Genomic DNA, 15,062 nt, shown 5'->3' with positions numbered 1-15,062 from the left:
CTTACTTGGGGCGGCTCACGCATCGTAAAGGCTGTCTATGAGGGCGTGGTTGTGGTGGACAACCACAGTTACGTCTACTTGGATGCTCCTCTGCACGAAAAACTACGTGTGGATCATTGGCCTGAGTGCAGGCATCGACAGACTTGGAATTTTGCCGGTGCAGTTGCGCAGATTCTCCCTATTACCGTCGAAGTAGCGAGTGCTTTGGATTCTCTGAGGCAATCTGCTGAGTATGCTAGCCTGCAGGAAAGTCACCCTGAGCTATGGGATTGGAGGCGATACCCCAACCTTGGCTGGTTTTATTCAGAGTTCCCCTCGGTCTGGGAGGAACCCTATCCTGGCGAATTGGTGGGACACTCTGCCCCTCATATTCTTCTTGACCTGGTGGATTCGGGGCATTTCTTCCGTAAGGACCATCCCTACTATTCCTTTGAAGAACCGGACGATTTCTGGGACCGAAAATCCGGGGAACGAACAGATTTAATGTTGAACGCAACCCGCGCGGTGACCGACCGGTTGGAAGCTTTGGCAGACCTCCTGCGTGAGAAGACCGTGGACACCACTCCCTATGAGGCGTTGTTGCGGGAGAACGTAGCTCGGCTCAAAGAAACGAAAGAGTATATATGCACGGGTGTCCCCAGTAAAAAATCTCGGGATACTTCCTTCTATGGCGGGTATAGCCCGCCCTTTGGGAAGTGTCGAGAGCTATGGTGACGCCTGCTACCTGCAAGTATCCTGTTGCTCCTCATTGTGCCCCTCCCCATCGGGGGGGGGGCACAATAACGAGCTCAGAGATGAAATAGCTAGATATTGTGTAACGTTATACATAGATAGAGAAAGGACAAAGAACATGGGTGTTATTGTTCAACTTCAACCGGGTGACGGAATCCTTGCCCAAATTGTGGATCACACCGATGGTAAGGGTGGAACAGAGCTGCTGGTCCTCGAAGTGGACACCGTAGATGGCGACCAGTTCACCGCTAAGATGCTGCATGATGCACGCTTGGGCGAACCGTGGGTGACTGAGTGTGACGGGCGGTTCGTATTTAGCGGCACGGTTCTAGAACACGACCCGTTTAAGGTCGACCTTCGATACCACGATACCGAGGGACGTTTTAAGGAAAGCGGAGTAAATGATACGCAGGCTCTTTACCTAGGTCCCCCGGTCAATGAGACTGTAGTAACCGTTGCAACCCCCATTAATCCGCGTCGAGATGTCCAGTGTCATGCGGGAAACTACGTGTTGACCGGAGTAGTTCCATGGATTCCGAAGGCTATTTACGAACACTTGGTAGTGCCTGAACACGGTATCCGTATCTACATGCATAGCAGGATGCGCGAGCAGCTGAGTCGTATAGAGAGGATGCATAACTGGCCTATGAGCACCCGTCAACGCACCGTCAACTTTGCGGACGCAGACTGCCATATAGTCCCCGTATCGGCTGAGGTGGCACATGTGCTCGATAAAATGTATGAATCGCCCGAGTACAACGATCTCGACTATGGCTGGTTCTCTCATCTTGAGAGGTGGGAACACCCCCAAGTCCATTTATCGAGTGCGTGGCCGAATGGCATATACAAGAACTTCTTGAATAAGCCGGCTATTTCCGAATTCATGGAGGCGGAGGGACCGCATCTAATTCTCTGCCTGGTGGATACCGTGGACTTCTTCATGAAGAAGGGCTGGCGGAACAACCTGCGCGAGAAGTATGAAGACCAGGGTGAGTATTCTGACGAATACTTGAAGCTGGTTTGCATGGCAACCCGAGTGATTGCCGACCGTATGGAATTCCACGCGAATGACATTTATAGCTACCTGGAAGAACCCAGCCCCTTTGAGCTGTTGCTTCGGGAGAGCATCGCGCTCCTCAAGGAGACCCCGGAGTATCAGTGCGTGGGTGTTTTCGGTGAGAAGTGTGAAGAATCCTGCGATTCTAGTTGCCCTGCGTGCCGCGGCGGTGAGTTCCGTCGAGAAGATCACGTGAGCGATCAGGACGACTCGAGTTCGCTGCCGAGGCTCCGACCTTCCGAACTCGGCATGGTCACTGTGCTGGGGGCTTGCGATAGCGCGATCGCCGAAGAGTCAGAGGAAGAGCAGGGTGAGGACTCCGAAGGTAATTCCTAAAAGGGGATAATTTCTAAAGGTAGAAGGGAGCGTAAGGAGAGCTCATGAAGGTGAATGTGCACGACCCGCGCGGGGAAGAGCTCGCGCAGGTACTCACGCGCGCCACCGCAGCACTAGCTCAGGTGCCCAGCCCCCGCGTGGACGCCGAGCTACTCGCCGCGCACCTGCTCTACGACGGCTCACGCTCGCGCCTACAGCACGCCGCACTCATGGGGGAGCGACTCACCCCCGACCAGGTCGCAGAGTACGAGGCGCTGGTTGCCCGCCGCGCCCGCCGCGAACCGCTACAGCACATCACCGGCTCCGCTCCCTTCTACCGCCTAGAACTGGCAGTCGGACCGGGCGTATTCGTACCCCGCCCCGAAACGGAGCTACTCGTCGAAGAAGCCCTCAAAATGCTAAGCGCACGCGCCGATTCGGCACCCCGCGCCGATTCGGCGACCGGCGGGCTACGCATCGTCGACCTGTGTACCGGCTCCGGGGCTATCGCCGCGGCGGTCAAGAGCGAACTACCGGACGCCCAGGTGTTCGCGGTGGAGCTCTCCGAAGACGCCATCCCCTACACCCGCAAGAACCTGGAGCCGCTCGGCGTGAACCTGGTACAGGGGGACGCCCTCACCGCCCTGCCCGAACTTGCCGGAACCTTCGACGCGGTACTCTCCAACCCGCCGTACATTCCGCCGGCGAACGTACCCGCCGACCCGGAAGCCGCCGTACACGACCCTGACATGGCGCTGTACGGCGGGGGAGATGACGGCATGCAGATGCCCTCCGCTATCGCTGCCCGCGCCTTCGAACTTCTAGCCCCCGGCGGCCTGTTCATCATGGAACACGACGACACCCAGGAAGAAGCCGTCGCCGAACTGTTGGCGCGCATCGGCTTCGAGGACTGCTACCCGGTGCGTGACCTGAATAATCGCCCGCGGCATAGCGTCGGTTATAAACCGCGCCCACTAGAGCCTTTAAACTAGTAGATGCACCACCTAGCCCGCGCTGGGCTGCGTGAAGGCAACGCGTCCGCCTCCGCAGCAGGCTCAGAGCTTGCGAAATATGGTGAACGCTCGGAAGAACGCTTCCACATGGCGCGTTGTGGATGCCGGCGCCTCGCCGCATCCAGAAAAACATGAGAGAATAAGACCCGTGACTGCAAAGCTGTACCCCGTAACGACTGAAACTGAGACCCGCGAGGCCATCGAGGCTGCCCGCGAGGCGCTGAAGGCGCACGACACGATTGTGATGCCCACCGATACCGTCTACGGTATTGCCGCCGATGCTTTCTCGCATCAGGGCGTTGCCAAGCTGCTGGCAGATAAGGGCCGCGACCGCACCATGCCGCCGCCCGTGCTGATCTTTGACCTTGCTGCGCTCGCCGGCGTGGTGGACGATGTTCCGGACGACATTTACGACCTGGGCGGCCGCTTCTGGCCCGGCGCACTGACTCTTATTCTTCACGCGTACCCGTCGCTGAGCTGGGATTTGGGTGAGACCCGCGGTACCGTCGCCGTGCGTGTTCCCGATGACGAGTTCGCCCTGAAGCTGCTGACCGAGCACGGTCCGCTGGCGGTTTCGAGCGCGAACAAGACCGGCCAGGAAGCCGCACTGGACGCACAGACCGCCATAGATTCCCTGGGTGAGGACGTTGCCGTGGTGATTGACGGTGGCGCTCGTCCTAAGCCGCTTGAGTCTGAGCCGAATGAGGACGGCGTGGTTGTGGTGACTGAGCGTGACCCAGCACCGTCCACGATTCTGGATTGCACCTCCTTCCCCTATGTGGTGGTTCGTGAGGGCGCGATTCCGGTGGAGGAACTGCGTGAGGTTGTTCCGTCGATTCTGACTCGTGCGGAGGCTGACGAGCAGGCGGCTCGTAAGGTTGAGGAAGCAGAGGCTGCTTCTTCCGCGTCGTCTGAGTCGGCTCCTTCTGAGCGTGCTCTGGACGATCAGGCTGACCTAGATGAGGCGTACGAGCAGTGGGACAGCACCCACACCGTGAGCGGTGAGCCTGCTCGTCGCGCTTCGGCGCCTGCTGCTGGTTCTGTTGCGGCGTCCCTGCTGGGCGCTACTTCGGCTCTGTCTTCTGCTTTCAACACCGGCGTGGATCAGGAGCGTGCGCGCGGCTACCGTGACAACACTCCGAAGCCGGTTCGTGCGGATGAGCCGCAGACTCACCCGGTTCCTGCTGATACCGCTCGCGCGCTGGTCTTTGGCGAGTCGAAGATTGAGGTTGCTGCCAAGAGCAAGCCTGCCAAGGAAGAAGCTAAGGCCGAGGCTGCTACGACCACCGAGTCTGAGGCAAAGACTGAGCAGAAGGACGCCCCGGAGGACCAGCTCTAAACCTCTGCGGATTACAGAGCTCGGAACATAAAATCTCGGAGCATAAAAACGTATAGGGAACCCCCGATATATCGCTCAGATATATCGGGGGTTCCCTTTTGCTATGAGTCTTACAGATTGCGTGCCCCTAGATTGTGCGTCTCTACAAGCACGTGCGCAATCTACTTCTTGTCGAAGCGGCGGTCCTTCTTCTTGCCCAGCGCGGTGTGGGCGTTGCGCAGTACCTCGCGTACGCGCGGGGTGGGCAGAAGGTTGTTGTCGCGCGCCCAGGAGTCATCAATGCCCTGGCCAAACCACATAACCTCGACCTTACGTACGGAGCCTGCGAACTTGTCGTTCATCAGCTCGGAGACGGTGTAGCCTGCCTTGACGGCTGCGCGGCAGAGCCATTCGGGCAGGTGCAGCGGCTTGCGGCGGCCTGCATCCAGAGTTGCGGAGGCGACGGTTGCGCCTTCCCAGGGCTGCAGGACGATGGTGGGCAGTTCGCCGGGGAAGGTGCCGAGCATGACCACGAATTCTGCGAGGGCGTGCACGCTGGAGACGGGCGACTTGCCGGTGCCTGCACCTGCAACGGATGCGAAGGGGGAGGACGCCATCTTAGCGAAGAGTTCGGTGGTGCGGCGGCCGCGGCCCTGCACGCTGGTTGCGCGCAGGATGCACAGCTCGGGTGCGCTGTCGGGGTGCTCCTCGAGGAAGTAGTCCTGCAGGTCGAGCAGCGCTTCTTCACCGAGCGCCTTGGAGAAGGAGTAGGCGCTGAACGGGTTGGTCTCTTCGGAGGCATCCAGCACGAGGCGCGGGCCCTGTACGGCTGCGGAGGAGAGGTGGATGACGCGGCGCACGCCGGTGCGCTGTGCGGCAATTGCGATTACTGCGGGTAGCAGTGCGTTTGCGCCGACGAGCGGGGGCAGATCCTGCATGTTGGGTGCTGCGAGGCCCGCTGCGTTGACGACGACCTGTGCGCCCGCGAAGGCTTCTGCGAGGGAGTCGATGATGCCTTCAAGCTGGTCTGCCTCGTCGATGATGCTGTCTACGTCGAGGGCGCGGGTTGCGAGTCGAGGTGCCTCAATGGGGTCGACGCTGATACCTTCTGCGTTCAGTCGCGCGACGATGGAGGAACCAACGAAGCCGCTGGCGCCAATGACTTTCCACTTGGATTCGGACATCTCTTTTACCTCTCACGAGCCCGCGTACGTTGCGGGGATTTATGGGGTCAGTTCAACTTTCCCATATTTGAACAGTTTATGGGGAATTTGTGGGGTTTTATTCGGTCTCTGGTCGTTTTTTCGCACGGGGTGCACAGGGCAGACACAGGCTGTGAAGCGGGTAGCTTGATGGATGCCCAAAAGTGGGTGTTCGGGTACGTCCGCTATGCGGATAAATCAACTGAATTCGGTTGTTTATTTGTCATATAAGGCGTCTTTCGGGGTGGTGGTTCACTCTCTAGTGGAGACCGCAGGTAGAATATTTTCTTTGAGTGATATATCCACACGGTTGAATACCGCGGGCGCGAGAAACACCACAAGCGCCCAGCTCGGTATGGGTATATCGCGTACCGGCTGATTCAGGCGCATCGCGCCGTGGAGGGAGAACTTATGGCAGAAAAGTACAGCGACGTGACCGCTTTTGCCCAGCCTTCTTCCCAACAGCCTTCTTCCGATCAGTCTTCTTCTCACAATTCTTTGAATGAGTATCCCCGCACGGTTGCCGTGGTGGTGACTTATAACCGTGAGGACCTGCTGCCGAAGACCCTTGCTGGTATCGCTTCTGGTGAGCGTGTGCCTGCGGCGGTGGTGATTGTTGATAACGCCTCCACGGACGGTACTGCCGAGTATCTGCGCACCCTGGACTATGAGCTGCCGGTGGATTGCATCCGCCTGGAGAGCAATATGGGCGGTGCTGGCGGTTTCGCGGTGGGTATTGATCGCGCCCTGGAACGCCATAACCCGGATCTGGTGTGGGTTATGGATGATGACACCGAGCCGACCGAGAACACTCTGTCGGAGGCGGTTGCCGCCTGGCTGAACTATTCGCCGGTGCCTTCGCAGCGTCCCGCGGTGGTGGCGTCTCGTGTGGTGTGGACGAACGGCGAGGACCACCCGATGAACACCCCGCGCACCATGTTTGCGGCGGGGGAGCAGCGTCATGCTCGTGCGCAGGCGGTGGGCGCCCGCCCGATTCGTAGCGCCTCGTTCGTGTCGATTCTGATGGATGCGCAGGCGATTCGCCGCAACGGTGGCCTGCCGATTGCTGAGTTCTTCATCTGGAATGACGATTTCGAGTTTTCGACCCGCCTGATTCATCACCGCGACGGCATCGCGGTGCCGTCCTCTGTGGCAAAGCACCACACGAAGACGTTCGGTACGACAAACGCCAACCCCGGCCCGCGTTTCTATAACGACGTGCGCAATAAGCTGTGGGTTTTCACCCGTTCGCGTACCCTGAACCCGCTGGAGAAGTTGCTCTACGGTGGCTCGTCGGCGCGTCTGTGGATTTCTACTGTGCTGCGCACTGATGACCGCCGCACCTACCTGGGGTATTTCCTCAACGGTGTGCGTGACGGTTTGCGGGCACCCACCCCGAACCGCCAGGTGCTTGAGGGCATTTACCCGCTGACTTTCCCCGGCCGCTACGGCGTGCCGGCTACTGCTAACGCCGTTGAGCCTGAGAAGGTACGCGGTTGCGTGAGCTCTGCACCCGATTTCTCGGTGTTGATGAGCGTGTATGCGAAGGAGAACCCCGCCTACTTGGAGCAGGCGTTGGAGTCGAATCTGCTGAACCAGACTCTGCGCCCTTCGGAACTGGTTTTGGTGAAGGACGGTCCGCTGACCCCCGAGCTGGATGCCGTGGTGGATCGCTGGGTTCAGCGTGCCGAGAACCTGGATTGCCCGCCGATTCAGGTGGTTGAGCTGGCTCAGAATGTTGGTTTGGCGGAGGCGCTGAACGCCGGTCTGCAGGCGTGCACCTATGAGCTGGTGGCTCGCGCTGATTCTGATGATCTGTCTGAGCCGACTCGTTTTGCGCGTCTGATTCCTGCCCTGGTTGAGGGCGGCTACACGGTGCTGGGCTCCGCCATGCTTGAGGTAAATGAGAGCAATACTGCGGTGGAGTCGACCCGCGAGGCGATTGTTGACTCCGAGCGTCTGCTCAGCGCGATGGATTCGCGCAACCCGATTTATCACCCGTCGGTGGCGTTCGCGAAGAGTGCCGTGCAGCAGCTGGGCGGTTACGAGTTTGTGCCCGGCGCTGAGGATTGGTGGCTGTGGATGCGTCTGCGCGATGCCGGCTACCGTCTGGGCAATATCCCCGAGGCGCTGGTGCGTTACCGCGTGGGTGCGGGCGCGTACACGAAGCGCGGGGGAGTGGACGCCTGGCTGCAGGATCTGGCGATTCAGCGTCGCCTGTACACCGGTCACGGTATTTCTAAGCTTCAGTGGGCTCAGAACATGGCGGTGCGTAGTGTGTACCGTTTTGTGCCTGAGCAGGCGCGCCGTTCGGCGTTCCGTGCGTTGTCGTCGTTGACGGCTCGCGCTTCTTCTCGTTCTTCTGGTACCGCATCTGAAGGAGGCATGTAGTGGCTCAGTTGAAACCTCACGCTCATGTGGTGATGAAGAAGGCGGCTCAGCGTGGCACGCTGGTGACGGAGGGCGACTCCGGCACGATGCTGGTGAACCGCCTGTATGAGCGTAAGCCGTGGTGGCTGATTGCGCAGGCTCTGATTGATTCGAGCGCGTGGCTGCTGGCGGTTTTGTTCGCGTACATGCTCCGCTATAGTGTGCTGCTCAGCAACGGCTCGGTGTTCGATATTATTCACCCTGCGTCGTTGGCGATGACCGCTACTTTGGCTGTGGTGTTGCACCTGGTCATTGGTTTGGCGGGCGTGAAGATTTATAACGGCGTGTACTCTTATGGCTCGTTTGATGAGTCGTGGCGTGCCGGTGCTGCTGCTTTGAGCGCGGGCGCGGCGTTGACCATTTTCTCCTTTGTGGATGAGCTGCTGGGCCTGCCTCATATTCCGCATAGTGTGCCTGCGATTGCGGCGGCGTTTAGCCTGATTATGATGGCGGGCGCTCGCATGGCGAAGCGCGTCTACACTGAGCGCGGCGCGGTGCGTGAGCTGACCGGCGAGCCCGTGATTGTGTACGGTGCCGGTTTTATTGGCGGCATGGTCATGGATTCGATGCTGCACGATGAGGAGGCGAAGCTTCGCCCGGTTGCAGTCTTCGATGATGACCAGCTGAAGGCTGGTACGAAGTTCCACGGCATTTCGGTGATTACGACCTACCGTGAGCTGGAGCAGGCGATTCGTGAGTCGGGTACCCGTAAGATTCTGGTGACGATTTCGGATATGTCGGAGGATTACTTCGAGTCCTTCTGCAACCGCATGCGTAAGCTTAAGGTTGAGGTTCAGCGTATTAGTAGCGCGAATGCTCGTCTGATGGGTGAGCGTCTGATTACCGCGAGCGATAACGACCTGATGCGCGTGATTCGTGGCGAGATTAACTACGATATTGACCGCGATATTCTGCGTTCGTACCTGCACGGTAAGCGTGTGCTGGTCACGGGTGCGGGCGGTTCGATTGGTTCGGAGCTGTGCCGTCAGATTAGCGAGTTTGAGCCTGAGACCCTCATGATGCTTGATCATGATGAGACTCTGCTGATGGAGACGAAGGTTTCGATTACTCACGAGTCAAGCCTGGACGATGACCGCATTATCCTGGCTGATATTCGTGAGGGCGATAACCTGCTGGAGGTTTTCCGTGAGCGTCGCCCCGAGGTGGTGTTCCACGCGGCGGCTCTGAAGCATGTGTCTGCGTTGGAGGCGTACCCGCAGGAGGCGTGGAAGACGAACTCCCTGGGTACTTTGAACGTGTTGCGTGCCGCGGAGGCGGTGGGCGTGAAGACCTTCGTGAACGTGTCGACCGATAAGGCTGCAGATCCGAAGACTGCGCTGGGTCAGTCCAAGCGTGTGGCGGAGCGTCTGACTGCGTACTTTGGTGAGAAGACCGGCAACACCTACGTGTCGGTTCGTTTTGGCAACGTGTTTGGTTCGCGCGGTTCGATTAAGCCGCTCTTTACGAAGCAGATCCTCTCGGGTGGTCCGATTACCCTGACGGATAAGCGCGCGACTCGTTACTTCATGCTGATTACCGATGCCTGCCTGCTGGTGATGCTTGCCGGTGCGATTGGTCGCCCCGGTGAGGTCATGGTGCTGGATATGGGCCAGCCGGTCAAGATTCTGGACGTTGCGAAGGCGATGCGCCAAGCGTATGAGCGGTATGACGTGGAGATCAAGGAGATTGGTCTTCGCAAGGGTGAGAAGCTGGATGAGACTCTCTTCGGCGGTACTGAGAAGCTGGTACCTAGTGAGGAGAACCGGTATATTTCCCGGTCGAGTGCCCCGGCACTTGACCCTGATGAGCTCGATTATGAGCGGTGGATTCAGAACTATCGGGAACACAGCGGCTATGAGCGTCATGGTCTGGAGCGTGCCCCGGATCCGCGTACTTTGGCGGATGCACAGACGTTCTAATTTTTGTGGAAATGACACCGGATGCTGCACTTGCGTGGCAGGTGCGGTATCCGGTGTCTTTCTCTTTCTCGGGTGTAGAACATTTCAGGACGCAGAATATGCAGAGCGTATGGAGAGATTCTGTAACGTTGAGCCCCGGGCTACTGAAGAGTTCTATAGAATACGAAGTAAACACACACTACGCACACATCGTCCCTCAGCCGCGATTCTGGAGTTTGCGTCCAGGGGTAGCGGCGCCAATGCCTTGGAGCTGGTATGACCTCCTTTTCTGAGCTGTTGAGTATTTTTGCTCTTGCTTTTGTTTTGGGTGCCCTTTTGCCGTTTGCGGTGCGCCCAATTTTGCACCGCTACGACATGGTGGATGTTCCTAATGAGCGTTCTTCGCATACCGCGCCGACGTACCGCGGTATGGGTTTGGCGACTGCGGCCGCGACCTTTGTGGCGTTTGTTGCTGCTACCCTGTTCGGCTGGACGTACCGTTCTGCTGAGTCGTTGCAGCTGGCGGTGACGATTGCTGCGGCGATTCTGTGCGCTCTTGCCCTGGGCTGGCTGGAGGATATTCGCGGTGTGAGCATTGTGCGTCGTGCGGGCCTGCAGCTGGTGATTGGTGTGCTGGTGAGCGTGAGCTTTGCGACGGTGCAGAGCACGAACATTCTGTTGCTGATTCTGGGTGCGATTTTTATTGCCGGCTACATTAATGTGGCGAACTTTATGGACGGCATTAACGGTATTTCTGGTGCTCACGGTTTGGTGGCTGGTTTGGCGTATGCGCTGACCGGTTGGATGGTGAACCTGCCGTGGCTGGCTCTGGCTGGTGTGGCTGTTGCCGGTGCTTTTGCGGCGTTCCTACCGTGGAATGTGCGCCCGGGTAAGAACGTATTTTTGGGCGATGCGGGTTCTTATGTTTTGGGTGCCGCGCTGGGCACGTTGGCTGTGGGTGCGTGGTTTGCGGATGTTCCGTTCCTGCTGGCTTTTGCTCCGCTGATGACCTACCTGGCGGATGCGGGTACGACTCTGTTCCGTCGTTTTATGGCGGGGGAGCAGTGGTACAAGCCGCACCGTACTCACACGTATCAGCGTCTGACGGATGTTGGTTTCAGCCACCTTGGCTCGACCGCCGTGGTGACGGGTACGACCATTCTGGTGTGGGTGCTGCTGGCGTTTGCCTCTGATTTGTTTGCTTCGGGCGCCGTGCTGGCGGCTGTTGGTGTGGTTCTTGTGGCTCTTGCCGTGCTGGTGGTGTACCTGCGTATGCCGCAGCTCTTTGGCGGTGAGGCACCTACTTCTGCGATTGACCTGTCGAAGCGCTTTGCGGCGGATTCGAAGGGTTCGGCGCCGAAGGCGAAGTCGGCAACTGCAGAGCCTGCTACCGGCTCTTTGACCTCGGCGACTGGCGTTCCGGCGACTCCTGAGAACGTAGAGCCGACCTCGCTGCATCCGGAGCCGATCATGCCGGATTCCGTGAAAGACCGTGCAGATAGCTCTTCTGCTGCTCGCTCCTCTGTTCAGCCTTCTTCTCATCGCAACCGTGGGGAGAAACACTAATGGCTTCTGAGCAGCCTAAATCTCAGGCTCCTGCAGAGCCTCTCTGGAGGCGCGTGGTGGACGTTCTGTGGTATCCGCCGGCGGAGCGCAAGAAGCAGCAGAAACACCGCCGAGAGCGTGCTCAAGCAGGTTTGAAGGCCTCTTCTTTCGAGAGTCAAGAGCTTTCCTGGAAATTTTTGTTCTACAGGGTATCGGCTTACTCTCTGCTGGCTTGGTTGGGCGGTATGATGAGTGCGTACCTGTTTGCGGGCCCCGTGGGCGCGCTAGGAATAACATTGGGCTTTCTGATAATCTATATATGCTTCACTCTGGGCGTATTGGTTATGTTGGTTGCTCCCATTTTCGACTGGGGTGTACCCAAATCGCTGGTGGTGAGCTACCTCGTGAAGATTGCTCTGCTCGGTCTGGTATTGATGTTTGTGCCGTTCCCCGAGAATCTGAGGCACGGTTGGACTCTCGCAGGCGCATGTACCGGCGTGATTCTGTGGATTGTTATTGAAACAGTCAGCATCGCACGACTGAGAATTCTATACTTCGACACCGATCTGGAAGACCATGGTCGGTAACGCGATTGGTGTTTGAAAGGAAATACGTTTGGCCGAAGAGAAGAAGTGGTGGGACGGAGATAAAAAGCTCCGCACTACCGGAGAATTGGTGTCTGACGGAGGGCTCTCCGGTGCAGTCATGTCGATTCTCTATCTGATCATCGGTATAGCAGTGTGGGGCGGCATCGGTTACCTCGGTGACCTGGTCTTCTCCACCACCTGGCTGGTGTGGGTTGGTGTCTTGATTGGCGCTGTCGGAGGTTTGACCCTCGTCTTTACCTACATGACCAGGCAGAATAAAGACCGCTAGGTCATTGAACGCGGACCGCTAGGTCACACATTCATCCATGTAGTTAGCATGTCAGTCGCTTAGAGGCAGACATGGGCTCTTGATAGCCACTAGTAGCAAGAAAGGACTTGCTTTGATCGAGAACGGGTTGATCCTCGCGGAAGCCTATGTGCCGCCGACCCCCGAAGACATGCATCTGCCCCCCTTCTTCACCATTGGTGATTTCGCTTTCGGTAAGCAGAACGTACTGATTCTGCTGTCCGTGGTGATTATCGCGGTCTTCTTCCTCACCGCAGCACGTAAGCGCGCCATGGTTCCCGGCAAGACTCAGTTCATCGCTGAGTCTGGCTACATGTTTGCTCGTAACTCCCTCGGTAAGGAAACCCTGGGCGTACAGCACTACAAGCCTTTCGTGCCGATTCTGTTCGCCTCCTTCTTCTTCGTTCTGGTGAACAACCTCTACGGTTCGATTCCGTTTGTTCAGCTGCCCTCCTTCTCCCACCCCGGTAGCGCCTACGCACTGGCTGGCGTAGCGTACCTGACCTGGGTTGGCGTTGGTATCAAGCGCAAGGGCCTGGGCGGCTTCTTCAAGGACATCACCATGCCCTCGGGTCTGCCGGTGTGGATCTACCCCATCCTGATCCCGATCGAGTTCTTCTCGAACCTGCTGATTCGTCCCGCAACTCACGCGCTACGTCTCTTCGCGACCATGTTCGGTGGTCACCTGGCGCTGATGGTTGCATCCAGCATGGTGACCTACATGGTTGAGACTCTGGGTGGTATCGGCTACCTGGCTGCTATTGCTCCCGGTGCTCTGGGCCTGTTCCTGTACTTCCTGGAATTCATGATTCAGTGCATCCAGGCTTATGTGTTCGCTCTGCTGCTGGCTGTGTACCTGCAGGGCTCGGTTTCCGAGGGACACTAAACTCTCTAGTTTTTTAGGTTTTCGCGTTCGTCATTGGGCGTGAATAAAGCAACCCACACGTTCACTGTGCGGGCTATTAACTCAAATCAAACTCTGTTCGGTCCGGGTATGTTCCCGGTCGAACACTGTTGAAAGGAAAAATAATGGTTGGTTCCATCACTGCGGTTGGCTACGGTCTGGCAGCTATTGGCGGCGGCATCGGCGTGGGTCTGATCTTCGCGGCATACATGACCAGCGTTGCTCGTCAGCCCGAGTCCCAGAAGACCCTGCAGCCCATGCTGTTCCTGGGCTTCGCACTGGTCGAGGCGCTGGCAATTCTGGGCCTGGTTCTCGTCTTCATCAAGTAACCGGCTCTGCCACATCCTAAACGACCCATCCCATAGAACAGGATTCCCTCCATGATTTATCTGGCAAGCGAAGGGGGAGCGGAGGCAACTTCGAACCCCCTGATTCCCGACGTCGGGGAAATTGTCATTACCCTCATCGGATTCCTGATCCTCTACTACATCGTTGCTAAGTACGTTGTCCCGGCGTTCGAGAAGATCTACCAGGACCGTAAGGAAGCAATCGAAGGTGGCCTTGCCAAGGCCGAGAAGGCACAGGCAGAGGCTGCAGCGGCTCGCGATGAGTACACCCAGCAGCTCGAAAGCGCTCGACTGGAGGCTCAGAAGATTCGTGAAGAGGCACGCGCAGAGGGCGAGGCAATCATTGCCGATGCTCGCGAGCGTGCAACCGCTGAGGCTCAGCGCATTAGCGATAATGCAGCAAAGGCTATCGAGGCAGAGCGTGCGGCAGCAGCAGTGTCCCTCCGTTCCGAGGTTGGCACTCTTGCTACGACCCTTGCCGGCAAGATTGTGGGCGAAGCCCTCAACGATGATGAGCGATCGGCCCGTGTGGTAGATCGTTTTCTTGCTGACCTTGAAACCGAGAAGCAGAACGCAGGTGCGGCTCGGTAATGGCAGGAGTATCTACTGAATCACTGAGCAAGGTGGAAGAGGTGCTGGAAGCTCACGCTTCCCTGCAGCCCCTGAACCTGGCGAGCGAGCTTTTCGCTGTGGTTGATGTTCTCGACCACAACGGCACCCTGCGCCGTGCTGTCACCGATTCTTCGCGTGATGCAGCAGCACGTCAGGGTATCGCTAACACCGTCTTCGGCGGCAAGATCTCTTCTCAGGCTATGGCTGTGCTCACCAGTGCGGTGGCTCAGCGCTGGTCCGATGATGCTGATCTGGCGAATGCCCTGGAGCGTGCAGCAGTGCTCGCCGTGACCGCATCGGCTCAGTCTCGCGGTGGCGTGGACGCCCTGGACGAGGTACTCAACGAACTACTCACCTTTGTGCGTACCGTTGATTCCAACGCTCAGGCGCAGGAAGCGCTGTCCGACCATCAGGCAAGCAAAGAAGCAAAGAAGAAGCTCGCCGTGGCGCTCGGTGGCCCCGCCACCACCGCCGAAGGTGTGCTTCTGCTCGAACGAGTTGGCTCCAACCCCCGCGGCCGTCACGCTGCACGGGTAGCCGATGAGTTCGCAGAAATCATCGTCACGCGACAGAACCGTTACATTGCGCGAGTAACTAGCGCGATTGCGCTGTCGCAGGCACAGCTTGAACGTCTCGGTCGCGCGCTCAACGCCGTGTACGGCCGTGAGCTGAAGCTCGACGTTTCGGTGGACCCCGCCGTTCTGGGCGGTCTGCGTGTTCAGGTGGGCGACGAGGTGATCGACGGTACCGTCGAGACCCGCATGTCCGACCTGGCTCGTTCCATCGGCTAGCGGC

At 58.2% G+C, this 15,062-nt stretch carries 14 protein-coding genes; 13 read left to right on the top strand and 1 reads right to left on the bottom strand.

Going from position 1 to position 15,062, the window contains the following annotated elements; translation table 11 throughout:
* The 4 genes from AB8C10_RS03650 to AB8C10_RS03635 all read left to right on the top strand — a co-directional run.
* A partial coding sequence (locus AB8C10_RS03650; protein ID WP_368866860.1) for a hypothetical protein occupies window positions 1–714 on the top strand: 714 nt, incomplete at its 5' end.
* An 874-nt stretch (window positions 715–1,588) separates the two neighbouring features.
* Complete coding sequence (locus AB8C10_RS03645; protein WP_368866859.1) at window positions 1,589–2,125, top strand: hypothetical protein; 537 nt, start codon at window positions 1,589–1,591, stop codon at window positions 2,123–2,125.
* 44 nt (window positions 2,126–2,169) lie between these two features.
* A complete protein-coding gene (gene prmC / locus AB8C10_RS03640; protein WP_368866858.1) occupies window positions 2,170–3,096 on the top strand; it encodes a peptide chain release factor N(5)-glutamine methyltransferase in 927 nt (308 codons plus the stop codon).
* A gap of 169 nt (window positions 3,097–3,265) precedes the next feature.
* A complete protein-coding gene (locus AB8C10_RS03635) occupies window positions 3,266–4,456 on the top strand; it encodes an L-threonylcarbamoyladenylate synthase (protein ID WP_368866857.1) in 1,191 nt (396 codons plus the stop codon).
* A gap of 161 nt (window positions 4,457–4,617) precedes the next feature.
* On the opposite strand, the gene AB8C10_RS03630 is transcribed toward AB8C10_RS03635, so the two are convergent.
* The gene (locus AB8C10_RS03630) at window positions 4,618–5,619 is read right to left on the bottom strand and encodes an NAD-dependent epimerase/dehydratase family protein (RefSeq protein WP_070634426.1); all 1,002 of its coding nucleotides are present in this window, start codon (window positions 5,617–5,619) and stop codon (window positions 4,618–4,620) included.
* A 429-nt stretch (window positions 5,620–6,048) separates the two neighbouring features.
* On the opposite strand from AB8C10_RS03630, the gene AB8C10_RS03625 reads away from it, so the two are divergent.
* From AB8C10_RS03625 to AB8C10_RS03585, 9 genes are all read left to right on the top strand, one after another.
* Complete coding sequence (locus AB8C10_RS03625; RefSeq protein WP_368866856.1) at window positions 6,049–8,028, top strand: glycosyltransferase family 2 protein; 1,980 nt, start codon at window positions 6,049–6,051, stop codon at window positions 8,026–8,028.
* Window positions 8,028–9,986, top strand: a complete 1,959-nt coding sequence (locus tag AB8C10_RS03620; RefSeq protein ID WP_368866855.1) for a polysaccharide biosynthesis protein — start codon at window positions 8,028–8,030, stop codon at window positions 9,984–9,986. Before AB8C10_RS03625 ends, AB8C10_RS03620 begins: the two co-directional genes overlap by 1 nt.
* Before the next feature lie 255 nt (window positions 9,987–10,241).
* Window positions 10,242–11,531 (top strand): glycosyltransferase family 4 protein, encoded by a 1,290-nt coding sequence (locus AB8C10_RS03615; protein ID WP_368866854.1) that lies wholly within the window; start codon window positions 10,242–10,244, stop codon window positions 11,529–11,531.
* Entirely contained in the window at window positions 11,531–12,097 is a 567-nt protein-coding gene (locus tag AB8C10_RS03610) for a hypothetical protein (RefSeq protein ID WP_053088846.1), read from the top strand. Before AB8C10_RS03615 ends, AB8C10_RS03610 begins: the two co-directional genes overlap by 1 nt.
* A gap of 28 nt (window positions 12,098–12,125) precedes the next feature.
* Window positions 12,126–12,386: a hypothetical protein gene (locus tag AB8C10_RS03605; RefSeq protein ID WP_049340660.1), complete on the top strand. Its 261-nt coding sequence runs from the start codon at window positions 12,126–12,128 to the stop codon at window positions 12,384–12,386.
* A gap of 112 nt (window positions 12,387–12,498) precedes the next feature.
* A complete protein-coding gene (gene atpB, locus AB8C10_RS03600; protein WP_049340658.1) occupies window positions 12,499–13,290 on the top strand; it encodes a F0F1 ATP synthase subunit A in 792 nt (263 codons plus the stop codon).
* 143 nt (window positions 13,291–13,433) lie between these two features.
* Window positions 13,434–13,637 carry an ATP synthase F0 subunit C gene (atpE, locus tag AB8C10_RS03595; RefSeq protein ID WP_005506461.1) on the top strand — a complete coding sequence of 68 codons (204 nt, stop codon included), beginning with the start codon at window positions 13,434–13,436 and terminating at the stop codon, window positions 13,635–13,637.
* Window positions 13,638–13,688: 51 nt separating this feature from the next.
* Window positions 13,689–14,246, top strand: a complete 558-nt coding sequence (locus AB8C10_RS03590; protein ID WP_049326923.1) for a F0F1 ATP synthase subunit B — start codon at window positions 13,689–13,691, stop codon at window positions 14,244–14,246.
* Window positions 14,246–15,058, top strand: coding sequence for a F0F1 ATP synthase subunit delta (locus tag AB8C10_RS03585; RefSeq protein WP_049340656.1), 813 nt, complete (start codon window positions 14,246–14,248; stop codon window positions 15,056–15,058). Before AB8C10_RS03590 ends, AB8C10_RS03585 begins: the two co-directional genes overlap by 1 nt.
* Window positions 15,059–15,062: the final 4 nt, after the last annotated feature.

Source organism: Rothia mucilaginosa, assembly GCF_964210535.1.
Lineage (GTDB): Bacteria > Actinomycetota > Actinomycetes > Actinomycetales > Micrococcaceae > Rothia > Rothia mucilaginosa_F.
The sequence above is the reverse complement of the archived record's forward strand: the minus strand, read 5'-3'. Positions and strand labels throughout refer to the sequence as shown.